General features: G+C 59.6%; 19 protein-coding genes. 13 read left to right on the top strand and 6 right to left on the bottom strand.

All coding sequences use genetic code 11. The features are described 5' to 3' along the window. Positions 1–106 precede the first annotated feature (106 nt). The 8 genes from JFT87_RS25355 to JFT87_RS25320 all read left to right on the top strand — a co-directional run bounded on the left by JFT87_RS25355 (position 107) and on the right by JFT87_RS25320 (position 9,810). Positions 107–829 carry a response regulator transcription factor gene (locus JFT87_RS25355; RefSeq protein WP_201205859.1) on the top strand — a complete coding sequence of 241 codons (723 nt, stop codon included), beginning with the start codon at positions 107–109 and terminating at the stop codon, positions 827–829. Then, a complete protein-coding gene (locus JFT87_RS25350) occupies positions 816–2,258 on the top strand; it encodes a sensor histidine kinase (RefSeq protein WP_201205857.1) in 1,443 nt (480 codons plus the stop codon). The genes JFT87_RS25355 and JFT87_RS25350 overlap by 14 nt, the downstream gene beginning before the upstream one ends. Positions 2,259–2,529: 271 nt before the next feature. Beyond that, positions 2,530–3,579 (top strand): PDDEXK nuclease domain-containing protein, encoded by a 1,050-nt coding sequence (locus tag JFT87_RS25345; RefSeq protein ID WP_201205855.1) that lies wholly within the window; start codon positions 2,530–2,532, stop codon positions 3,577–3,579. Between the two features lie 80 nt (positions 3,580–3,659). Beyond that, the gene (gene cysM / locus JFT87_RS25340) at positions 3,660–4,562 is read left to right on the top strand and encodes a cysteine synthase CysM (RefSeq protein WP_201205853.1); all 903 of its coding nucleotides are present in this window, start codon (positions 3,660–3,662) and stop codon (positions 4,560–4,562) included. Next, on the top strand, positions 4,562–5,914 hold the full coding sequence (gene rlmD / locus JFT87_RS25335) for a 23S rRNA (uracil(1939)-C(5))-methyltransferase RlmD (RefSeq protein ID WP_201205850.1): 1,353 nt from the start codon (positions 4,562–4,564) through the stop codon (positions 5,912–5,914). Before cysM ends, rlmD begins: the two co-directional genes overlap by 1 nt. Positions 5,915–6,036: 122 nt before the next feature. Beyond that, positions 6,037–8,280 (top strand): GTP diphosphokinase, encoded by a 2,244-nt coding sequence (relA, locus tag JFT87_RS25330; RefSeq protein WP_201191607.1) that lies wholly within the window; start codon positions 6,037–6,039, stop codon positions 8,278–8,280. A gap of 125 nt (positions 8,281–8,405) precedes the next feature. Next, positions 8,406–9,239, top strand: coding sequence for a nucleoside triphosphate pyrophosphohydrolase (gene mazG / locus JFT87_RS25325; RefSeq protein WP_201205848.1), 834 nt, complete (start codon positions 8,406–8,408; stop codon positions 9,237–9,239). A gap of 28 nt (positions 9,240–9,267) precedes the next feature. Further along, positions 9,268–9,810: a DUF2058 domain-containing protein gene (locus JFT87_RS25320; RefSeq protein ID WP_201205846.1), complete on the top strand. Its 543-nt coding sequence runs from the start codon at positions 9,268–9,270 to the stop codon at positions 9,808–9,810. 83 nt (positions 9,811–9,893) lie between these two features. Here JFT87_RS25320 and JFT87_RS25315 read toward each other — a convergent pair whose 3' ends face one another. From JFT87_RS25315 to JFT87_RS25290, 6 genes are all read right to left on the bottom strand, one after another. Then, complete coding sequence (locus JFT87_RS25315) at positions 9,894–10,082, bottom strand: hypothetical protein (RefSeq protein ID WP_201205844.1); 189 nt, start codon at positions 10,080–10,082, stop codon at positions 9,894–9,896. Positions 10,083–10,498: 416 nt separating this feature from the next. Continuing rightward, on the bottom strand, positions 10,499–11,719 hold the full coding sequence (fabB, locus tag JFT87_RS25310) for a beta-ketoacyl-ACP synthase I (RefSeq protein WP_201205842.1): 1,221 nt from the start codon (positions 11,717–11,719) through the stop codon (positions 10,499–10,501). A gap of 11 nt (positions 11,720–11,730) precedes the next feature. Next, entirely contained in the window at positions 11,731–12,246 is a 516-nt protein-coding gene (gene fabA, locus JFT87_RS25305; protein WP_042560484.1) for a 3-hydroxyacyl-[acyl-carrier-protein] dehydratase FabA, read from the bottom strand. 247 nt (positions 12,247–12,493) lie between these two features. After that, a complete protein-coding gene (locus JFT87_RS25300) occupies positions 12,494–14,395 on the bottom strand; it encodes an ATP-binding protein (protein WP_201205840.1) in 1,902 nt (633 codons plus the stop codon). After that, positions 14,392–15,321, bottom strand: coding sequence for an ABC transporter substrate-binding protein (locus JFT87_RS25295; RefSeq protein ID WP_201205838.1), 930 nt, complete (start codon positions 15,319–15,321; stop codon positions 14,392–14,394). The genes JFT87_RS25300 and JFT87_RS25295 overlap by 4 nt, the downstream gene beginning before the upstream one ends. Further along, complete coding sequence (locus tag JFT87_RS25290) at positions 15,322–17,445, bottom strand: TonB-dependent receptor domain-containing protein (protein WP_201205835.1); 2,124 nt, start codon at positions 17,443–17,445, stop codon at positions 15,322–15,324. Positions 17,446–17,641: 196 nt separating this feature from the next. Here JFT87_RS25290 and JFT87_RS25285 point away from each other — a divergent pair, with 196 nt between their 5' ends. The 5 genes from JFT87_RS25285 to JFT87_RS25265 all read left to right on the top strand — a co-directional run bounded on the left by JFT87_RS25285 (position 17,642) and on the right by JFT87_RS25265 (position 21,836). Beyond that, positions 17,642–18,667: an NAD(P)H-dependent glycerol-3-phosphate dehydrogenase gene (locus tag JFT87_RS25285; RefSeq protein ID WP_201205833.1), complete on the top strand. Its 1,026-nt coding sequence runs from the start codon at positions 17,642–17,644 to the stop codon at positions 18,665–18,667. 31 nt (positions 18,668–18,698) lie between these two features. Further along, positions 18,699–19,046, top strand: a complete 348-nt coding sequence (locus JFT87_RS25280; RefSeq protein ID WP_201205830.1) for a DUF4389 domain-containing protein — start codon at positions 18,699–18,701, stop codon at positions 19,044–19,046. Then, positions 19,043–19,495 (top strand): phosphohistidine phosphatase SixA, encoded by a 453-nt coding sequence (sixA, locus tag JFT87_RS25275; RefSeq protein WP_201205828.1) that lies wholly within the window; start codon positions 19,043–19,045, stop codon positions 19,493–19,495. Before JFT87_RS25280 ends, sixA begins: the two co-directional genes overlap by 4 nt. A gap of 208 nt (positions 19,496–19,703) precedes the next feature. Then, positions 19,704–21,359, top strand: coding sequence for an AMP-binding protein (locus tag JFT87_RS25270; RefSeq protein ID WP_201205826.1), 1,656 nt, complete (start codon positions 19,704–19,706; stop codon positions 21,357–21,359). Positions 21,360–21,392: 33 nt separating this feature from the next. Further along, entirely contained in the window at positions 21,393–21,836 is a 444-nt protein-coding gene (locus JFT87_RS25265) for a hotdog fold thioesterase (protein ID WP_201205824.1), read from the top strand. Positions 21,837–21,929: the final 93 nt, after the last annotated feature.

The raw sequence follows: 21,929 nt of genomic DNA, 5'->3' as shown, positions 1-21,929 counted from the left end.
TCATTCGTCGGCTGGATGGGCGCTTTTGCCTTCCGGGCAAACCGTGGGTTGCCCCTGGCGAGGCAATCTTGAATAATCGGCAACTGAGAATTATTTGCAGATAGTCATGACTCCCATCGCTGCTGGCCTTCCTCGTATCCTGTCTATAGAAGACGACCTCGTGCTGGGTGCTTATGTCCATGAGCACTTGGGACGCTGCGGTTTTCAAGTGACCTGGTGCCAGAACGGCCAGGAAGGCCTGGCCATCGCCCGAGGGCAACCGTTCGATGTGGTGCTGATGGACATTCTGTTGCCGGGCCTGGACGGCCTGAACGTTCTGACCCAACTGCGTCAGAGCCATGCCACCCCGGTGGTGTTGATGTCGGCACTGGGCGCCGAGGCGGATCGCATCAGCGGGTTTCGCCTGGGCGCCGACGATTACCTGCCCAAGCCGTTCAGCATGGCCGAGTTGCGGGTGCGCATCGAAGCCATCCTGCGGCGGGTGGCTTTCGACCGTCGACCCGCCCCGACAGCGATTGCGACGCCGGTCCATAGCCTGTGTTTCGACGATGAGCAGTGCGAAGTCTTTTATCGCGAGCAAGCCGCCGGCCTGACTCGCAGCGAGTATCGGCTGCTGGAAACCCTTAATCGCAACAACGATGAAGTGTTGAGCAAAGCCTTCCTTTATCAGCAGGTGCTGCAACGGGGCTACGCGGCCCACGACCGTAGCCTCGACATGCACATCAGCCAAATCCGTCGCAAGCTCAAGGCCGTCGGTTATACCGAGCGCGAAGTGCGCACAGTCTGGGGTAAAGGGTATGTATTGAGCGCCGTCGATGAAATGGTCTGACCTGCCGGGCCGGCACTCGCTGTTCTGGAAGCTGGCGTGCCTGTTGGTGGCGTTCTGTTTGCTGATGATCTGGCTGAGCTGGTCCTGGGGCCGCTACATGGAACAGAAAAACCTGTTCCTGTCCGACGAGGCCCGAAGCACCCTGACGCGTTATGCCAGCGAAGCCGAGCGCGCCTGGCAGCGCGCCGAGCGTGACGGGGTCGACAGCTGGTTGCAGAGCATGGAGTTGCGCGAGGCTGGTTGGGTCGGCGTGATCAGCGGTAATTTGCAGTCGCTGAGCAGTGCGCCGTTGAACGAGGAGGAAGTTCAGCACATGACTTTTCTGCGCGGCCTCGACTGGCCGATTCACAAGCAAGGGCGGCCGTGGCTGCGCATTCCTTTCCCCAACGATCCATCCGCCGGCAGTCTGGTGATCGAGCTGCCCGAGCGTTTTTTGCCGGGCAAATACAGGCTGTTCTGGCGAGTGGTCACCAATGGCGTGATTCCGGGGCTGTTCACCTTGTTGCTGTGTGTCGGGCTGTATCGCTTGCTGGTGGTGCCACTGAATAACCTGCGTGAGCAGGCCAATGCCTGGCGCGCCGATCAATTGAATGTGCGTCTGTCGAGCGGCATGACCCAGCGCCCGGATGAACTGGGTGAATTGGCCAGAGCGTTTGATTCCATGTCCGAGCGCCTGCAATCCACGGTCGGCCTGCAACAGCAACTGCTGCGAGATCTTTCCCACGAATTGCGTACGCCGCTGAGCCGCCTGCGCGTGGCCAGCGAAAGTGAACAAGGCCTGCCGCAGTTGCGCGAACGCATCGGTCGTGAGGTCGATGGCATGCAGCGATTGGTTGAAGACACCCTGCAATTGGCTTGGCTGGACACGGACCGCACGCCATTGCCGGAGGAGGCGATTCAGATTCAGGCACTGTGGGAAATGCTCACGGATAACGCATGTTATGAAAGCGGCTGGCCGAGTCTGCAATTGCAATGTTCGGTAGATTCTTCCTGCTGGGTGCGCGGCCATCTGAATACCCTCGCCCAGGCGCTGGAAAACATTCTGCGTAATGCGATTCGGCATTCTCCCGATGGCGGCATTGTCCGCCTCGGTGGACAGCGCGATGGCGACTTTTGGCATTTGTGGCTGGAGGATCAGGGCGGCGGGGTGGCTGAAGTCAATCTGGAACGGATCTTCTCGCCGTTCATTCGCCTGGATGGTTCGCGGCCGGGGGATGGTGGATTTGGACTGGGATTGAGCATTGCCCGTAATGCGGTGCAACGCCAGGGCGGGGAGCTTTGGGCTGAGAACACCAGGACTGGGTTGCGGCTGAATATGCGGTTGTTGGCTGATATCGATGATGTCAGTGCCGACGCCTTCGCGAGCAAGCCCGCTCCCACAGGTTCCAGTGGCGTTGCGCCAATCTTCGCCCAACGCCAAGCCCTGTAGGAGCTGTCGAGTAAAACGAAGCTGCGATCTTTTGATGTTGTTAAGAGGCAAGATCAAAAGATCGCAGCGTTCAGCAGTTCCTACATGAATGCCTATCACCCTGTAAGAGCGAGCTTGCTCGCGATGTAGTCCGTTGGTGGAGGCCAATCCTGCGAGTATGCAGGAGCGCACGCTTTCTTTTGTACGACATTTCCCAAGCTGCATCAGCGGTCATTTTTAGTGTTCTGAACGGTTTAGGCTCGTGCCTCACCTGATCCTCAAGGAATTGCACATGACTGTATCCAGCCTTACTGGCAGCCCGGATGGCGAACGCTTCAACGAAGTGCTCGCACTGATTCATAGTTCCAGACATAAGGCCATGCAAGCGGTCAATACACAGCTGATTGAGCTTTATTGGCAGGTAGGCGCGCATATCAGTCGCAAGATTGAGCGGGCGGAGTGGGGGGATTCAGTGGTTGGTCAATTGGCTGATCATTTGGCTCAGACAAACCCTGGGTTGCGTGGTTTTACCCGGTCGAATCTATTTCGCATGCGCCAGTTTTATGAAATTTATCGCTGCGAGGAGAAAGTCGCTCCACTGGCGCGACAATTATCCTGGTCGCATAACGTGATCATTTTCGGACAAAGCAAGCGCCCGGAAGAGCGGGAGTTCTACCTGAAAATGGCTGTTCAGGAAAAATGGTCGAAGCGTGAACTGGAACGCCAATTCAAGGCTGCCCTGTTCGAACGAAGTGTCGCCGATCCGGCAAAGGCATCGGCTGCTTTAAAGCAGGTTCACCCTGCAGCACTGGGGATATTCCGCGATTCCTACATGGTCGAGTTTCTCGACTTGCCTGGCGACCATGCCGAAACCGATCTGCACCAAGGATTGCTTGGTCGACTCAAGGAGTTTTTGATCGAGCTCGGTCGCGACTTCTGCTTTGTCGGCTCTCAATATCCACTGCAAGTTGGCAGTCGGGATTTCGCGCTCGATTTGCTCTTCTTTCACCGTGGGCTCAACTGTCTTGTGGCCATTGAGCTCAAGGTCGGACGTTTTGAGCCAGAGTACATGGGCAAGCTGGACTTTTATCTGGAAGCTCTGGATCGCAGTGAGCGCAAACCCCACGAAAATCCGGCCATCGGCGTATTGCTGTGCGCAAGCAAAGAAGACGAGGTCGTCGAGTACTCCCTGAATCGCAGCCTTTCGCCTGCATTAATAGCTGAGTACCAGACCCGACTGCCAGACAAGCAACTCCTGCAAGCCAAGTTGCATGAGTTCTACGCCTTGAATGTTTCGCAAGCGGAAAGCACCGAGCCAGCCGCTTATTCCCATAAGCCATAAGCACCGCACTTTGCGTGATATGGCCTGCCAACGTTTGCCGGTATGATAGGCGCCCCCGCAGTCTGGATTGCGAATACGCCATGACCTTGCAGTACCCAACCATTGCCGATTGCGTCGGCAACACTCCGCTGGTTCGTTTGCAGCGCCTGCCTGGCGCCACCAGCAACACCCTTTTGCTCAAGCTCGAAGGGAATAACCCGGCGGGTTCGGTCAAGGACCGGCCGGCGTTGTCGATGATCACTCGCGCCGAGTTGCGTGGGCAGATCCACGTCGGCGATACGCTGATCGAAGCGACCTCGGGTAACACCGGGATTGCGCTGGCCATGGCCGCCGCGATCAAGGGTTACAAGATGATCCTGATCATGCCGGACAACTCCAGCGCCGAACGCAAAGCTGCGATGACCGCCTATGGCGCCGAGCTGATTCTGGTCACCCAGGAAGAAGGCATGGAAGGCGCTCGCGACCTCGCTCAGCGAATGGAAGCCGAAGGCCGTGGCAAGGTGCTGGACCAGTTCGCCAACGGGGATAATCCCGAGGCGCACTACACCACCACCGGCCCGGAAATCTGGCGCCAGACCGAGGGCACCATCACTCATTTCGTCAGTTCGATGGGCACCACCGGGACCATCATGGGCGTGTCGCGCTACTTGAAAGAGCAGAACGACAACGTGCAGATCGTCGGTCTGCAACCGATGGAAGGCTCGGCGATTCCGGGCATCCGTCGCTGGCCGCAGGAATACCTGCCGAAGATTTATCAAGCTGATCGTGTCGACCGCATCGTCGACATGGCGCAAAGCGAAGCCGAAGACGTGACCCGTCGTCTGGCACGCGAAGAAGGCATTTTTTGTGGTGTGTCCTCGGGCGGTGCGGTGGCAGCGATGCTGCGTCTGTCCCAGGAAGTTGAAAACGCGGTGATCGTCGCGATCATCTGCGACCGTGGCGACCGTTACTTGTCGACCGGCATTTTCGACGCGCCTAACTGATGGCCAAGCAAGAGAGAGGCCTGCGCTTCCAGCCCACGGGCGGCAGCAAGGCCCCGCAAATTCCGACCGGCAAAAAGCAGCGCTTGAACATCGAGCGCCTGGCTAACGACGGTCGCGGTATCGCGTTTTTTGAAGGTCGCACCTGGTTCGTCATCGGCGCATTGGCCGGTGAGGAAGTCGAGGCGCGAGTCTTGGGTGCCCACGGTAAAGTGGTCGAGGCACGCACCGAACGGGTGTTCCAGGCCAGCGAACTGCGTCGCCCGGCACCGTGCCCGCACGCTGGTCGCTGTGGCGGTTGCAGCGTGCAGCACTTGCCCCACAACGAACAACTCGCCCTGAAACAGCGCATGCTCGCCGAGCAGTTGTCCAAGGTGGCCGGGGTCGAACCCGAAGAGTGGGCCGCGCCGTTGAGCGGTCCGGAATTCGGTTACCGGCGTCGCGCCCGTGTGGCGGTGCGCTGGGACATGAAGGCGAAAAAACTCGAAGTCGGTTTTCGCGCTGCGGGCAGTCAGGACATCGTTGCGATCACCGAATGCACGGTGCTGGTACAGCCCTTGCAGCCGATCATGACCCGCTTGCCGGAGATGCTCCGCCGCTTGAGCAAACCTCAGGCGCTGGGGCATGTGGAATTGTTCAGTGGTTCGTCGTTGGCGGTATTGCTGCGGCACATGGCGCCGTTGTCCGACGCCGACATGACGATCCTCAAGGATTTTTGTGCGTTCCATGAAGCCCAGTTGTGGTTGCATGGCGATGGCGAGCCGCAACCGGTCGATGTCACTCAACAGCTGGGTTATCGCCTGGAACAGTGGGACTTGAGCCTGGCGTATCGGCCGGGGGATTTCATCCAGGTCAACGCCGGGGTCAACGAAGCGATGGTCGCCCAGGCGCTGGACTGGCTCAAACCGCAAGCGGATCAGCGTGTCCTCGATCTGTTCTGTGGTCTAGGCAATTTTGCCTTGCCGCTGGCCAAAACCGTTCGCGAAGTGGTGGCGGTGGAAGGCGTGCAAGCGATGGTCGAGCGCGCTGCCGCGAACGCCGCTAGCAACAATCTGCATAACGCGAAGTTTTTTCAGGCCGATTTATCCCAGCCTTTGACTGATGCCGAATGGGCGCGCGAAGGCTTTTGTGCGGTACTCTTGGACCCACCACGTGATGGTGCTTTTGAGGTGGTGCGCAAGCTCAAGTCCCTGGGCGCCGAACGGTTGGTGTATGTGTCGTGCAACCCTGCAACTCTGGCGCGCGATACGGTCGAATTGATCAAGCAGGGCTACCGGTTAAAACGTGCCGGGATTCTCGATATGTTTCCTCAAACGGCACATGTCGAGGCCATGGCGTTATTTGAAGCGAGCTAGGATGGCTCGTCTGGTCCGACTGGCCGCCTGTGCAGCCGCGCTCCAGCCCGGCGCGGGCTCACGGGCAATGAAGGTCAGCGATTTGACGCATTGAATCTGCGTCGTAGGGAAGGTAAAGCAAGATGGTACAGGTGAGAGCACACCAGCCGATCAACACCGACGGCAGTATCAATCTCGAGGCTTGGCTCGATCACGCGGTCACTGTCGATCAGGCACTGGATCGCGAAGCCTTGAAAGAAGCGTGCGAGTTCGCTCGTGCGTCTGAACAGCAAGCCAATGCGGCGAAAAACCTCTGGTCCGAAGGGACCTCGAGTTTTCGCACGGGCCTTGAGATCGCCGAAATTCTCGCCGACCTCAAGCTCGATCAGGATTCGTTGGTGGCCGCGATCCTGTATCGCGGCGTGCGCGAAGGCCAGATCCAGTTGCCGGCGGTTAGCCAGCGCTTTGGCCCTGTCGTCACCAAACTCATCGACGGCGTGTTGCGCATGGCGGCGATCAGCGCGAGCCTGAGCCCCCGTCAATCCTTGGTGCTGGGCACTCAGGGCCAGGTGGAAAACCTGCGCAAGATGCTCGTGGCCATGGTCGACGACGTTCGCGTCGCGCTGATCAAACTGGCCGAACGCACCTGTGCTATCCGAGCGGTGAAAACCGCCGACGACGAAAAGCGCAACCGCGTCGCCCGTGAAGTCTTCGACATCTACGCGCCGCTCGCCCACCGCCTCGGTATCGGTCATATCAAGTGGGAGCTGGAGGACTTGTCCTTCCGTTACCTTGAGCCTGACCAGTACAAGCAGATCGCCAAGTTGCTGCATGAGCGGCGACTGGATCGCGAGCGCTTCATCGCCGACGTGATGAGTCAGTTGAAGAATGAGCTGACCGCCACCGGCGTCGATGCCGACATCAGCGGCCGGGCCAAACACATCTATTCGATCTGGCGCAAAATGCAGCGCAAGGGTCTGGAGTTCAGCCAGATCTACGACGTGCGCGCCGTGCGCGTGCTGGTGCCGGAAATGCGCGACTGCTACACCGCGCTCGGCATCGTCCACACCTTGTGGCGGCACATCCCGAAAGAGTTCGACGACTACATCGCCAACCCGAAAGAGAACGGCTACCGCTCGCTGCACACGGCGGTAATCGGTCCGGAAGGCAAGGTGCTGGAAGTGCAGATCCGCACGCACGCCATGCACGAAGAAGCCGAGTTGGGGGTTTGCGCGCACTGGCGCTACAAGGGCACCGACGTCAAAGCCGGCTCCAACCAGTACGAAGAGAAAATCTCCTGGCTGCGTCAGGTCCTCGAGTGGCACGAAGAGCTCGGCGACATTGGTGGCCTGGCGGAACAGCTGCGGGTCGATATCGAGCCGGACCGGGTCTACATCTTCACCCCGGACGGTCACGCTATCGACTTGCCGAAAGGCTCGACGCCGCTGGACTTCGCTTACCGCGTACACACCGAAATCGGTCACAACTGCCGTGGCGCGAAGATCAACGGGCGCATCGTACCGCTCAACTACAGCCTGCAAACCGGTGAGCAGGTCGAGATCATCACCAGCAAACACGGTACCCCGAGCCGTGACTGGCTGAACTCGAACCTGGGTTACGTCACCACCTCGCGGGCGCGTGCGAAGATCGTTCATTGGTTCAAATTGCAGGCTCGCGATCAGAACGTCGCGGCCGGCAAGACCTTGCTCGAGCGCGAACTCACGCGCCTGGGTTTGCCAGCGGTGGATTTCGACAAGTTGGCCGAAAAGGCCAACATGAAGACTGCCGAGGACATGTTCGCCGCCCTCGGTGCCGGCGATTTGCGTCTGGCGCAACTGGTCAATCTGGCGCAGCAACTGGTCGAGCCGGAACGCGGCAACGAACAGCTGGAATTGATTCCACGCAAAGCCACCGGCTACAAGCCTGGCAAGCGCGGCGACATTCAGATCCAGGGCGTCGGCAACCTGATGACCCAAATGGCCGGCTGCTGCCAGCCGTTGCCGGGCGATGCAATCGTCGGTTACATCACCCAGGGCCGCGGCGTGAGCATTCACCGTCAGGACTGCGCCTCGGTGCTGCAACTGGGCGGGCGCGAGCCGGAGCGGATCATTCAGGTCAGTTGGGGCCCGGTGCCGGTGCTCACCTACCCGGTGGACATCATCATCCGCGCCTACGACCGTTCCGGTCTGCTGCGTGACGTGTCCCAGGTGCTGCTCAACGAGCGGATCAACGTGCTGGCGGTCAACACCCGCTCGAACAAAGAGGACAACACTGCGTTGATGTCCCTGACCATCGAGATTCCAGGGCTGGATGCATTGGGCCGGTTGCTGGGACGAATTTCCCAATTGCCGAACATCATCGAAACCCGGCGTAACCGCACGCCGTGATGATTATCCCCTGTGGGAGCGAGCTTGCTCGCGATGAGGGCGTGTCAGTCGACATCACCGTTGCCTGACACACCGCAATCGCGAGCAAGCTCGCTCCCACATTGGTTTTGTGTAGAGATTGATTGATGTATTCACTCGAAGATTTATTGCACCTGATGAACCGCCTGCGCGACCCGCAGTTCGGCTGCCCGTGGGACATCAAGCAAACCTACGCCACCATCGTCCCGCACACCCTGGAAGAAGCTTACGAAGTCGCCGACGCCATCGAGCGTGGTGACTTCGATCACTTGCAGGGTGAGTTAGGCGATTTGCTGTTCCAGGTGGTTTATTACAGCCAACTGGCCCGGGAAGAAGGGCGCTTCGAATTTGCCGGCGTCATCGACAGCATCACCCGCAAACTGATTCGTCGTCATCCTCACGTATTCCCTACCGGTGATCTGTACGCACCGCTGGACGTCCCGCGTCTGAATGAAGAACAGGTCAAGCAGCGCTGGGAAGAGATCAAGGCTGAAGAACGGGCCGAGAAGTCAGCCGCGCCGCAGCAACTGTCCTTGCTCGATGATGTGCCTGCTGCGCTACCAGCACTGTCCCGCTCGGCGAAGTTGCAGAAGCGGGCAGGGCAGGTCGGTTTCGACTGGCCCGATGCGTTACCGGTGCTCGATAAGGTCCGCGAAGAACTCGATGAAGTGCTCGAAGCCATGGCCGACAATGACTCGGCGGCGATTGCCGACGAAGTCGGTGATCTGCTGTTTTCCGTGGTCAATCTGGCGCGGCATCTCAAGGTCGATCCGGAAACCGCCTTGCGCGGCGCGAATAGCAAATTCGAAAGACGCTTCCGTTTTATCGAACAGGCATTGCGCGACACCCACCGTCCCATAGAAGATTGCACCCTCGAAGAGTTGGACGCCTTGTGGGGCGAAGCCAAACGTCAGGAAAAGAATTTGCCCAGCTGCGGTTGAGCAGTTGCCTAAGTGAGAAATAAGCACCATGAGCATTTCCCTTCGCGACCAGTTGCTCAAAGCAGGGCTGGTCAACCAAAAGCAGGCCAAACAGGTCGGCAAAGACAAGCAGAAGCAGCAACGTCTGGTTCACAAAGGCCAGATCGAACAGGATGACACCCAGCAGCGCCTGGCTCAGGAAGCCTTGGCCGAGAAGGTCAAGCGTGACCAGGAGCTCAACCGTCAGCAGCAAGAAAAGGCTGAGGCGAAGGCTCGTGCGGCCCAGGTCAAGCAATTGATCGAAGTCTCGCGCCTGCCGAAGTTGACCACCGAGGACTACTACAACTTCGTGGACGACAAGAAGGTCAAGCGCCTCTCGGTCAACACGCTGATGCGCAACCAGCTCAGCAATGGTTTCCTTGCGATCGTGCACCATGCTGGCGGTTACGAAGTGATCCCGCGTGAGGCGGCCCTGAAGATCCAGGAGCGTGATCCACAGCGGATCGTGCAGCTGAACGTCAAGACAGAAGAAGTCGCTGCCGAGGACGATCCGTACGCGGCCTATCAGATTCCTGATGATCTGATGTGGTAAGCCTTTAAGGCCTGCAACAACGACAAACCCCGCTCATGGCGGGGTTTGTCGTTTTCAATGCTGTAATTGCTTATGCTTTGCGCCTAGGCGGAACGCGCTTCGCGTTTTTGCTCCAGTGTTTCCAGTTCGGACTTGTAGTTGTGGGCGTCAGTCTCGGAATGGAACATCCCCACCAGCATGTCTTGTTGATGTACATCCCAGATGCGGATACCGGCGGCGATGCCTTCGTGGGATTTATGTGAATCGTCGCGTTCAGTTACTTTTACAGTCATCTGCTAGCTCCAATCTCAGTTACCTGCACCAAGGCGTGTGCAGGCCTCTGTTATATATTTTGTTAGCTTCCTAAGTAAACGCTTTCGTTCGGTAACGAATAATTGCGAAATCTGCAAAAGTCCCGCAGGCCGCTAAACACGCGACATTCGGTCGCAGGCTGCTGAGTTAAATGACAAAAGTTTCATGTTCGCACTGAACAAAACCGTTGCCTGAACCAGGCGCTAATCCCCTGTGGGAGCGAGCTTGCTCGCGATAGCGTTGTGTCAGGCAACCTTTATTTTAGCTATGCCGACGCCATCGCGAGCAAGCTCGCTCCCACAGGTTTTGTGTTGGCAGGACGAGCCAGTTTTTCCAGACGAAAAAAAACGCCCCGAACCAGTCGGGGCGTTTTTGTGTGCAGCGAGGCGGCGGGGTATTACTTGCCGGCCCAGCGCTTCAGTACCAGCGTGGCATTGGTGCCACCGAAACCGAAGCTGTTGCTCATCACAGTGTTGATGGTGGCATCTTCGCGAGTCTTGGTCAGAATCGGCATGTCCGCCACTTCCGGGTCCAGTTCGTCGATGTTGGCGGAACCCGCCATGAAGTTGCCTTCCATCATCAGCATGCAGTAGATCGCTTCGTGAACGCCGGCGGCGCCCAGGGAGTGACCCGACAGGCTCTTGGTGGAGCTGATGGCCGGAGCGTTGGTGCCGAACACTTCACGCACACCTTTCATTTCCGCGACGTCGCCGACCGGAGTCGAGGTGCCGTGGGTGTTCAGGTAGTCGATCGGGGTGTCAACGGTGGACATGGCCATCTGCATGCAGCGGATGGCGCCTTCGCCGCTTGGAGCGACCATGTCGTAGCCGTCGGACGTCGCGCCGTAGCCAACGATTTCCGCGTAGATCTTCGCGCCGCGAGCCAGAGCGTGTTCCAGCTCTTCAACCACGACCATGCCGCCACCGCCAGCGATGACGAAACCGTCACGGTCGGCATCGTAGGCACGGGAGGCTTGTTCAGGGGTGTCGTTGCGCTTGCTGGACAATGCGCCCATGGCGTCGAACAGGAACGACTGGCTCCAATGTTCTTCTTCACCGCCGCCGGCGAACACGATGTCCTGCTTGCCCATCTGGATCTGTTCCATGGCGGTACCGATGCAGTGAGCACTGGTGGCGCAGGCAGAAGCGATGGAGTAGTTCAGGCCCTTGATCTTGAACGGGGTGGCCAGGCAAGCGGAAACGGTGCTGCTCATGGTCCGCGTTACACGGTATGGGCCAACGCGCTTCACGCCTTTCTCGCGCAGGATGTCCAGCGCTTCCATCTGGTTCAGCGTGGAGGCGCCACCGGAACCGGCGATCAGGCCGGTACGCGGGTTGGACACTTGCTCTTCGGTCAGGCCGGAGTCAGCAATAGCGTCTTTCATGGCCAGGTAGGCGTAAGCCGCTGCGTGGCCAACGAAGCGATAGATCTTGCGATCGATCAACTCTTCGAGAGGAAGGTCAATGGAGCCGGAAACCTGGCTACGCAGACCCATTTCAGCATATTCCGGGTTAAACCGGATGCCAGGGCGGCTTGCACGCAGGTTAGCGGAGACGGTCTCTTTGTCATTGCCCAGGCACGAAACGATGCCCAGACCAGTGATAACGACGCGGCGCATGCGGATAACCCTTAGAAGTTTTCAGTGGAGGTGAACACGCCGACCCGGAGGCCTTCGGCGGTGTAGATTTCGCGGCCGTCGACACTGACCGAACCATCGGCGATAGCGAGGTTCAGCTTGCCTTTGAGGACACGCTTGATCTGAATGTTATACGTAACTTTTTTGGCGGTCGGCAGGACCTGACCAAAGAACTTCACTTCGCCCGAACCCAGCGCACGACCACGGCCCGGCAGACCCTGCCAGCCGAGGAAGAAACCGACCAGTTGCCACATGGCATCGAGGCCCAGGCAGCCCGGCATCACCGGATCACCTTCGAAGTGACAGGCGAAGAACCACAGGTCCGGAGTGATATCCAGCTCGGCGACCAATTCACCTTTGCCGTACTTGCCACCCTCTTCGCTGATATGGGTGATGCGATCCACCATCAGCATGTTAGGCGCGGGCAGTTGCGCGTTACCTGGGCCGAACAGCTCACCGCGACTGCAGCGCAGCAGGTCTTCCCGAGTAAAGGCGTTTTGTTTGGTCATGCGAGCTCCTCAATAGTCCCGTGCGGCAGGTGGGGCGAATCTTCCCGGCCGATCGAAGCATTCATGCCTCGAGTCGACAGCCTACTCATAGACTATTGCGTTGTGGTGAAAGTCACAGCACCAAGGACATGAATGTACACTTGTGCACTGAAATTATTATTCAAGCCCCTTTTCGGGCCTGTTCGGGTGCCTAAGACTGCCGCACTTTCGCCTTTCACGCCAGTCGCAGATAGCCGAAAGGACAGTTCTACTGCACCCATCGTTGCAGAATTTGCTGCAGATCAGTCCGTTTGAAGGGCTTGGCCAGGTAATCGTTCATGCCCGCCGACAGGCACGCTTCGCGGTCACCCTGCAAGGCATTGGCCGTCAGGGCGATGATCGGCACGTCCAGGCCGCCGGGCAGTTGGCGGATCTGTCGGGTGGCTTCATAGCCGTCGATGATCGGCAATCGGCAGTCCATCAAAATGGCCTCGAAAATCAGACTCTCGGCACTGCGTACCGCCTGCGCGCCATCGGTGGCGACACTCACAGTAAAGCCCAAGCTGCGCAACATGGCCTCAATAACAGTCTGGTTGACCGGGTTGTCCTCCACCAGCAGCACATTGCGTCCTTCGCCATTGCCATTGCCTGTCGGTACCCGCGGCGGCGCCAGTTCCGGCAGCGCCTGTTTATAAAGGGCGAGGGGGATTTCCAGGGTGAACACCGAACCGCGACCTTCTTCGCTCTGGGCCCGCAATGTGCCACCCATGCGCTCGGCCAGGGTGCGGGCAATTGGCAAACCGAGCCCGGTGCCGCCGTAACGTCTTGAAATGGAACTGTCGGCCTGCTGGAACGCGTTGAACATTAATTCCAGGCTTTCGGCCGAAATGCCAATGCCGCTGTCACGCACGGTGCAGGTAAACCACAACAGATCGTGATCCAGCGATTGCCACTGCGGCTCGATGGTTACGCGACCCTGTTCGGTGAATTTCAATGCGTTGCCGATCAGGTTCACCAGAATCTGCCGGATCCGCGTCGGGTCGCCCTGAACCTGCAAGCCGCGCATGTCCTCGGGGATCCGCAGGTTCAGCGCCAGGCCCCGTTGCGCGGCACTGTGCAGGAAAGACTGGGCGCAACTGCCGATCAGGTCCGCGAGGTTGAACGGAATATGCTCAAGTTCCAGCTCTGCACGTTCGATGCGCGAGAAGTCGAGAATGTCGTTGATGACCTTGAGCAAGTGTTCGGTGGACTCCGAGGCCAGCGCCGCGTATTCGACCTGCTCCTCGGTCATGTCAGTAGTTTCCAACAGTTGCAGCATGCCCAGCACGCCATTCATCGGCGTACGCAGTTCGTGGCTCATCATCGCCAGGAAGTCGGATTTGGCGTTGTTGGCCTTTTCCGCTTCTTCGCGGGTCTGGATCAGCTGCGCCATCGCTTGATGCTGTTCGCGGCTGGCCTGTTCGAGCCCCTCGGCGAGGTTGTTGATGTGTTGCGACAAGGCGCCCAGCTCGGTGTCATCGACGATCGGCAGGGGCGTGGTGTAGTCGCCTTTCTGGATCGCCTTGACCGCGTTGCCGATGTCGCGGATCGGCTGCGACAGGCTGCCCGCCAGGCGCCGGGCCAGCAGGAAAGTAAACAGAAGGGCGAACAGCGCGAGGATCCCGGCCTTGAACAGGATTTCTTGCTGGCGCTGGCTGAAGGCGTCGTTGGACAGGCCGACGATCACTCGCCCCAGGTAGTCCTCGCTCGGCGCACTGACCGAGGTGCGGGTGTTCTGGAAGAAGTCATTGTTCAGCGCGATGCGTTGCAACCGCACCGGCGCCTGGAACACTTCGACTTGCTGCGAACGGGTGTGCGACTCCGACGGTTGCTCGACGTACACCAGAATTCGGTTCGCACTGTCCTGGACTTCCAGAAAACGCACGTTGGGCGTCGCAAGCGTGGCCTTGAGCAGGCTTTCCAGCACATCGTTGTTGCCGGAGATCACGCCGTACTCGGTGGCCGGTGCCAGTTGGTTGGCGATCAGTTGACCGGTGTGGTTGAGCTCCTGGCGCAGGTCCTGGATCCGTACGAACGTGAAGAAACTGATCAGCAGCAAGGTCAACAGCAGGGCAGGGCCGAGGCTGATGATCTGGGTCCGGGTGTTGATGTCCCAACGGCGGAAGGTCATGGGCGGCGTTCTCCTTCGGCCAACTGGCTTGCGACCGATGCTTCATCCATCTGTTCAATACCTAATGAACGAGCCACTTGCGGGTTGCTTAAGACTTTGAAGTGTTTGGGGTAGAGCGTGCGTGGCCAACTGGCCGGTGACTGGTCGAGCAAGTCGTCGAGAATCGCCAGCCAGTCGCTCTGGTCGCTGTAAGTGCTGGCCAGGCTGCCGGCCTTGACGAAACCGGCATTGGGGCCGATCAGCGCCATCTGCCGCGCGTAGCTGCTGAGCAACAGATTTTTCGCGGTTTTGGGGTTGTACAGGTCGGGGTCGTCGAGCCCCAGCAGCACATCACTGTTTTTCAGCAGCGCCTGCAATGGACGGCTGTCGCTGGTGTTTTCCCAACGTTGCGTGACGATCTCAAGGCCCAGGGGCAGCGCGGCCAGGCGCAGTTCTTTCAAAAGGAATTCGCTGTGCCGGTCATACAGCACGCCGACCCGACGGACTTGGGGCAGGATCAGCCGGGTCAGGCGCAATTGCCGCTCAATCGGCGGATCGCTCCACAGCAGGCTCAAATGGGATGGCAGCAGATTGTTCAGCCGTTGCCGCGCTTGCAGGCGGCTGATGCGCAGCACCAGTGTCGCCGGGCCCTGGCTGTCTTGCAGGCGCCAGTCGAGGCTCGGCAAATCGAGCAGGATCAAACGCGTGTCGCTGGGCAGTTTGCCCGGCGCCGGCAGGCTGGCCAGCAGCTTGAAGCGCACGCTGTCGGAGGGGCGTAACTCGCTCAGGGCCTGGGTGAAGGATTGCACGCCGGGGCTGTCTTCGGCGCCGGTCAGCAGAATGTCCGCGGCACTGACCGGCAGACTGCACAGCAGGCCGCTGACGGCCAGGCACAACCCGGCCAGCAGGCGGCCAAGGGTTGGCGTCTTCCGTGACGAAGGCTGCATCTAAAACGCTAGCTCCGCGCTGAAGTAGAGCACTCGGCGTTCGTCGTAATTATTGTCGACGAAGGTGGTGGGTTGATTGTCGAGGCGTTGCTGCAACACGCCTGCCAGTTCCAGGTTGGCCTTGCCCAGGCCGATGCGTTTGGCGATGCGTGTGTCGAGCCGTTCGAAGCGGTAGCCGTTGAGGGCGTCGTCACCATAATAGAACAGCGCGCTGTTCCAGCCCCGGCCCCAATTGCGCAGCCAACCGACGGAACCACTGTTACGCGCCGTCTGCAATTGGTCCAGCGGGTTGCTGGCCTTGGCATCGACGTAGGCATACGTCAGGCGCAGGCGATCGGCGTTGCTGAGGCGCCAGTCGAGCTGGGTTTCAGTCCCGCTGAACCGCGAGTTGTTGGCGTTGCTGGCAATGTACTGATTGTTGCGCAACGGCTCGCTGATCATGCCGGTGATTTCGTCGTAGAACAGCTTCACATCCACCGCCAGGCCCAGTTCGGCGAAGTAGCCGTTGTAGCCTAGCTCCCGTGAACGCATGCGCTCCTTGTCGAGGTCGCCGGGGCCGCGGGTCTTCACAAAGTAGCGGGCGCTGGTCTGGCCATAGGCGTTGGGCCGCAGGTTGGTCACCTGATAACTCCAGTTCACATTGTTCTCGAACATGTCCGGGGAGCGGATCGCTTCGGAATACACCGCGCGCAGGCCATGGCGCGGGTTGATCAAGTAATTGACCGCTACCCGTGGCGTCAGCGAGTTGCCGGTCAGCTTCGAGTCTTCGAACATGGCACCGCCCTGCAGCAGCCAGTGTTCGCTGGCGCGCCACTCGAGTTGACCGAACGTACGCCAGGTGGTGTCGTCGAGCGTGCCATTGAAGTAGGTCTCGGAGTCTGCCCGGTCGTAACGATAGTTCATGCCGCTGACCAGTCGCAGACTATCGGACAGGCTCAGGGTGTCTTGCAGTTCGAGGTCATAGCGCGACTCCCGGGCGCTTTGGTCAATGTCGCCGCACAGGGTTTGCCGGGCGCCGTTTCTCCATTGGTCCAGCACCTGATTGCCCAATGCGCGTTCAGCCGGGCTGCCGGCCGGTGCGCCGGGGCCGGTGTAGCGCTCCATGTTGCGCGCCAGGCGTTCGGCATAGTTCGGGCTGAGTTGCCACAGATCAGTCAGTTGTGGGCTGAACGACACTTCGGCGTCGCAGGCGCGCCAGGTCTGCTGGCGATCCCAGTGTTGCGCCGAGCCCTGGATATAGAGGCTGTGCTCGGGATTGATGTCCAGGTTCCAGCGCAGCGAGCCGGCGTAATCCTTGGCGACCACGTCGGAATTGTTCCCGGCAGCGGTAATCCCCGAAAACACCGGGCGGTAGGTGTAGGGGCGCTGGTTGGTCCCGTCCTTGGCGTTCAATTGCCAGTCGATGCTTTGACTGTCGTTGAGCGTCTGGCTGACCGCGAGATTGAAGCGGTTCAAGCGTCGGCTGTCGCGGTAATCGGCGCCGGTGCGGTCCGAGTCGAAGCCATCGTCTTGCTGGCCGGAAAGTGACAGGCGCAAATCGCCACCGTCCCAACCGGTGCCCTGGCTGGCGTAAAAGTCATTGATGCCGCGCTGGCCCTGGGTGACTTTCAGCCGCGTGCCATGGCTGTCGGCGGGGTTGCGAGTGATGATGTTGACCACCGCCATCAGCGCGTTGGCACCATAGCTGACGGTGTTCGGGCCGCGAAAGACTTCGATACGTTCGATGTCTTCCATGGCCACCGGAATATCGCTCCAGTCCACTGTGGCCAGGCCGGCCCGGTACACCGAACGGCCATCGATCAACACCTGCATACGCCGGGCTTCGCTGGCGTTGGTGCCGTGGTAATTCACCGCTGGCTGATTGCCGGTAATGTTGCCGACCATCATGCCCGGCACCAGTCGCAGCAATTCGCTGATGTCCCGGGCGCCGCTGGCGTTGATCAGTTCGCTGTCGATCACCGTCATGCTGCCTGGCACCGCCGCTGGCGACTGCTTCAATCGCGTGGCTGTCAGCACTTGCGGCAACGTTTCACTGTCCAGGAACAGATCGTCGGCCAGCAATGCCGGGCTGAAGACCAGCGCCAGAAGCAGCGGCGAGCGAGGTGAGGGCGGGCCAAAAGACACAACACAGCCTTGATAGCGATTAATTGGCGCGCATGTTAACCGAGCTCAGTGACTTTTCCAGTCACGTTAGGGGCATTTTCCTCGGTTTTATTGGTCTTCTTCCTACAAGTGCCGGTAATTGACGCAGGGGCTGGCCGCCACTGGGCCGCTCCGTATAATGCTGGCATCGCCACTGGTATGGATTAACGGATTGCATATGACTGAACAGCGCCCAATTGCGGTCCTGGGAGGCGGAAGTTTTGGTACCGCCGTGGCTAATCTTCTGGCCGAGAACGGACATCAGGTCTTGCAGTGGATGCGTGACCCCGAGCAGGCCGAGGCCATTCGGGTCAATCGCGAGAACCCGCGTTACCTTAAAGGCATCAAGATTCTGCCGGGTGTTACGGCAGTCACTGACCTGCAAGCCACTCTGGAAGCCTGCGACCTGTGCTTCGTCGCACTGCCATCCAGCGCGCTACGCTCGGTATTGGTCCCTTTTGCCAATCGTCTGAGCGGCAAGCTGCTGGTCAGCCTGACCAAGGGCATCGAAGCCCACACGTTCAAACTGATGAGCGAGATCCTCGAAGAGATCGCTCCGCAAGCGCGAATCGGCGTGTTGTCCGGGCCGAACCTGGCCCGTGAAATCGCCGAACATGCGCTGACCGCCACTGTCGTCGCCAGTGAAGACGAAGAGCTGTGCGTGCGGGTGCAGGAAGCGCTGCACGGTCGCACCTTTCGCGTGTACGCCAGTGCCGATCGCTTCGGCGTAGAGCTGGGCGGCGCGTTGAAAAACGTCTACGCGATCATTGCCGGCATGGCGGTGGCGCTGGGCATGGGCGAAAACACCAAGAGCATGCTGATCACTCGGGCGCTGGCGGAAATGACCCGTTTTGCGGTGAATCAGGGTGCCAACCCGATGACCTTCCTCGGACTGGCGGGCGTGGGCGACTTGATCGTCACCTGTTCGTCGCCGAAAAGCCGTAACTACCAGGTCGGGTTCGCCCTCGGCCAGGGCTTGAGCCTGGAAGACGCGGTGACGCGCCTGGGCGAAGTCGCCGAAGGTGTGAATACCTTGAAAGTGCTCAAGGCCAAGGCTCAGGAAGTGGGCGTGTACATGCCACTGGTCGCCGGCCTGCACGCGATTTTGTTCGAAGGGCGCACGCTTGAGCAGGTGATCGGGCTGCTAATGCGTGCCGAGCCGAAAACCGACGTCGACTTTATCTCCACCAGCGGTTTCAACTGAATCCTTAATCTACGGGCAGGGAGAACGAGACATGAACGATCCGAAAGTAGAAGCCAAGTACGAATCCATCCTGCTGCGGGTGTTGTGGATGATCGTCTTCTTGCTGGTCTGGCAAGTGGCGCAATTCATCCTCGGCGCGGTAGTGCTGGTGCAGTTGATCTATCGTTTGATCTATGGCGCCCCGAGCGCCAGCCTGATGAACTTCGGCGACAGCCTGAGCCAGTTCCTGGCGCAGATCGGTCGTTTCGGCAGCTTTCACAGCGACCAGAAACCTTGGCCGTTCGCCGACTGGCCGGCGCCGCGTACACCGGAAGGTGAAGCGCCGCATGTGGTGGCGCCTGCTCCGCATCCGGTTCGAGATGAGGAACCCAAGCTATGAAACTCTGGGTATTGCGTCACGGTGAAGCCGAGCCTTATGGCTCGCGTCCCGATTCCGAACGGGCACTGACCGCCCACGGTCGTGAAGAGGCGCTGCGCAGCGCTGCCGAGTTGATCGGTCAGCCGATCAGCGCGATCTACGCCAGCCCTTACCTGCGAGCACAGCAGACTGCGCAGTTGGTGCGTGAGGCCTTGGGCTTTGAACCGGAGATTCGTACCGTCGAGTGGCTGACCCCCGACAACCGCCCGCAAGCGGTGGCGGAGCAGTTGGTGTCGGTGGATTACGCGTTGCTGGTCAGCCATAACCCGTTGGTGGGCAATCTGCTCAGCTATCTGCAGCACGGCGCCGGGTATCCGCCGGAGCGGGTCAGCACCGCCGGGTTGGCCGAGCTGGAAAGCCCTGAGCTGTTGATTGGCTCGATGACCCTTAACAGCCTCAGACACCCTTGATACCGAGTCGGCTTCATCGCGGGCAAGCCTTGCTCCTGCAAGAGCGGATCATGCCTTTTTGTAGGAGCAAGGCTTGCCCGCGAAGAAGTTCCTCAAATCACCGCAGCCTTTTGCGTGTTTGCCTGAAATTTTTTGTGTGAAATAGTCAACCAAGCACTTGCTTGGTTGACTACGCTTGCTCCAGACCAAAAAATCAGGAGCAAGCCTTATGTCTGCTGCCTTTCGTTTGCCGCTGGACGTGTTCTACGAGCGTGAAGCCCGTCATCCCCGCCAGCGCTTTTTGGTGCAGCCGGTGGGCGGTGGCCAGGTCGAGACGCTGACCTGGGCCGACGTCGGCCATCAGGCTCGCTGCGCCGCTCACTGGCTGCGCGCCCGGGAATTGCCGCAAGGCAGTCACATCGCCCTGATCTCGAAAAACTGCGCCCATTGGATCATCGCTGACCTGGCGATCTGGATGGCCGGGCATGTGTCGGTGCCGTTGTACCCCAACCTCACTGCCGAGTCCGTGGCTCAAGTATTGACTCACTCCGAAGCCGCGCTGGCGTTCATCGGCAAACTCGATGACTGGCCCGGCATGTCCCGTGGCGTCAGCCCCGACCTGCCGACCATCAGCCTGCCATTGCACCCGCCAGGCACCTTTGATTTCAGTTGGGACGACCTGCAAAAAAGCTCGCCGATCCAGGACGACCCGAAACCCGCCGCCGATCAGCTGGCGACCATCATTTACACCTCCGGCACCACTGGCCTGCCCAAAGGCGTGATGCACAGCTTCGGCAATCTGGGGTTCGCCACCACCCGTGGTACGCAGTTGTTTGGCCTCAATGAGTCGGATCGGCTGTTGTCCTACTTGCCGCTGTGCCACGTTGCCGAGCGGATGTTCGTTGAGCTCGCGTCGATCTATACCGGGCAAACCGTGTTCTTTGCCGAGAGCCTCGACACTTTCCTCACCGACTTGCAGCGCGCCCGGCCGACAGCGCTATTTGGCGTGCCGCGCATCTGGACCAAATTCCAGATGGGCGTGTACAGCAAGATTCCGGCAAAGCGCCTCGATTTCCTGCTTGGCCTGCCGATTATCGGCAAGCGGGTAGGGCACAAAGTCCTCGCCGGGTTGGGGCTGGATGCGTTGCGCATCGCGCTGTCCGGTGCGGCTCCTGTGCCGCAGACCTTGTTATTGTGGTACCGCAAACTGGGGCTGGATGTGCTGGAGGTGTATGGCATGACCGAAAGCTGTGGTTACTCGCACATCGGCCGATCGGGTGAGAACAAACCCGGCTGGATCGGTAAGCCCTGCCCCGAGGTCGAGGTGCGGATTGCCGAGTCCGGTGAGGTCATGGTGCGCAGCGGCGCGACCATGCTCGGGTACTTCAAGGAACCGGAAAAAACCGCCGAAACCATCACCGAGGACGGCTTTTTGCGTACCGGCGATAAGGGCGAACAAGATGCCGAAGGCAACCTGCGCTTGACCGGGCGCCTGAAGGAAATCTTCAAAACCAGCAAAGGAAAATACGTGGCTCCGGCACCCATCGAGAATCGCCTGGCGGTGCATTCGCGGATCGAGCAGGTGTGCGTGGTCGGCGATGGATTGAGCGCGCCGTTGGGTTTGTGTGTGCTCTCCATCGTCAGTCAGGAAGAAGGTCGCGCCAGTCTGCATTCCAGTCTGGAAAAACTCCTGGAAGAGGTCAACGCCGTCCTCGACAAGCATGAGCGCTTGCGCCGGTTAGTGGTGGTCAAGGACAGTTGGGCAGTGGAAAACGGTTTTCTGACCCCGACCCTGAAGATCAAGCGCAACGTCATCGAAGCCGCGTATGGCGCCCGTTTCGAAGAATGGAGCGAGCGCAACGAAGCGGTGCTGTGGCAGGATTGAGTGACGAACAAAACCAACAAAGGAAAAACGGCGATGAGTCTTTGGCGTACCGCTCCCAACATCGAACAGTTGAACGCGATCCAGAAAAACACCATCGGCGAAGTGCTGGATATCCGCTTCGAAGCCTTCGACGACGAGTCCCTGACCGCGAGCATGGTCATCGACCATCGCACGCACCAGCCTTACGGTTTGCTGCACGGCGGCGCCTCGGTGGTGCTGGCCGAAACTGTCGGCTCGATGGCCAGCTACCTGTGCATCGATGCCAGCAAGTTTTACTGCGTGGGCCTGGAAATCAACGCCAACCATTTGCGCGGCTTGCGCAGCGGGCGGGTGACGGCGGTGGCCAAGGCGATTCACATTGGGCGCACCACGCATGTTTGGGATATTCGGTTGAGCAGTGATGAAGGCAAGGCCAGTTGTGTTTCGCGGTTGACCATGGCTGTGGTGCCGTTGGGTGAGAATCCTCCGACGCGTTAAACGACGTTTTATCTGCAGACGGAGTTCTGTAGCGAGGGAGCTTGCTCCCGCTGGGTCGCGAAGCGGCGCCAACCCCGGCACCATCGCTCCCCA

The sequence above is a fragment of the Pseudomonas sp. TH15 genome, from assembly GCF_016651105.1.
Classification (GTDB): Bacteria; Pseudomonadota; Gammaproteobacteria; order Pseudomonadales; family Pseudomonadaceae; genus Aquipseudomonas.
This window is presented reverse-complemented; position numbering and strand designations above follow the sequence as displayed.

What these genes read in the sequence shown, in the direction of transcription:
- JFT87_RS25355 (WP_201205859.1), top strand. Translation starts at nt 107, where the DNA reads ATGACTCCCATCGCTGCTGGCCTTCCTCGTATCCTGTCTATAGAAGAC.
- JFT87_RS25350 (WP_201205857.1), top strand. Translation starts at nt 816, where the DNA reads ATGAAATGGTCTGACCTGCCGGGCCGGCACTCGCTGTTCTGGAAGCTG.
- JFT87_RS25345 (WP_201205855.1), top strand. Translation starts at nt 2,530, where the DNA reads ATGACTGTATCCAGCCTTACTGGCAGCCCGGATGGCGAACGCTTCAAC.
- cysM (WP_201205853.1), top strand. Translation starts at nt 3,660, where the DNA reads ATGACCTTGCAGTACCCAACCATTGCCGATTGCGTCGGCAACACTCCG.
- rlmD (WP_201205850.1), top strand. Translation starts at nt 4,562, where the DNA reads ATGGCCAAGCAAGAGAGAGGCCTGCGCTTCCAGCCCACGGGCGGCAGC.
- relA (WP_201191607.1), top strand. Translation starts at nt 6,037, where the DNA reads ATGGTACAGGTGAGAGCACACCAGCCGATCAACACCGACGGCAGTATC.
- mazG (WP_201205848.1), top strand. Translation starts at nt 8,406, where the DNA reads ATGTATTCACTCGAAGATTTATTGCACCTGATGAACCGCCTGCGCGAC.
- JFT87_RS25320 (WP_201205846.1), top strand. Translation starts at nt 9,268, where the DNA reads ATGAGCATTTCCCTTCGCGACCAGTTGCTCAAAGCAGGGCTGGTCAAC.
- JFT87_RS25315 (WP_201205844.1), bottom strand. Translation starts at nt 10,082, where the DNA reads ATGACTGTAAAAGTAACTGAACGCGACGATTCACATAAATCCCACGAA.
- fabB (WP_201205842.1), bottom strand. Translation starts at nt 11,719, where the DNA reads ATGCGCCGCGTCGTTATCACTGGTCTGGGCATCGTTTCGTGCCTGGGC.
- fabA (WP_042560484.1), bottom strand. Translation starts at nt 12,246, where the DNA reads ATGACCAAACAAAACGCCTTTACTCGGGAAGACCTGCTGCGCTGCAGT.
- JFT87_RS25300 (WP_201205840.1), bottom strand. Translation starts at nt 14,395, where the DNA reads ATGACCTTCCGCCGTTGGGACATCAACACCCGGACCCAGATCATCAGC.
- JFT87_RS25295 (WP_201205838.1), bottom strand. Translation starts at nt 15,321, where the DNA reads ATGCAGCCTTCGTCACGGAAGACGCCAACCCTTGGCCGCCTGCTGGCC.
- JFT87_RS25285 (WP_201205833.1), top strand. Translation starts at nt 17,642, where the DNA reads ATGACTGAACAGCGCCCAATTGCGGTCCTGGGAGGCGGAAGTTTTGGT.
- JFT87_RS25280 (WP_201205830.1), top strand. Translation starts at nt 18,699, where the DNA reads ATGAACGATCCGAAAGTAGAAGCCAAGTACGAATCCATCCTGCTGCGG.
- sixA (WP_201205828.1), top strand. Translation starts at nt 19,043, where the DNA reads ATGAAACTCTGGGTATTGCGTCACGGTGAAGCCGAGCCTTATGGCTCG.
- JFT87_RS25270 (WP_201205826.1), top strand. Translation starts at nt 19,704, where the DNA reads ATGTCTGCTGCCTTTCGTTTGCCGCTGGACGTGTTCTACGAGCGTGAA.
- JFT87_RS25265 (WP_201205824.1), top strand. Translation starts at nt 21,393, where the DNA reads ATGAGTCTTTGGCGTACCGCTCCCAACATCGAACAGTTGAACGCGATC.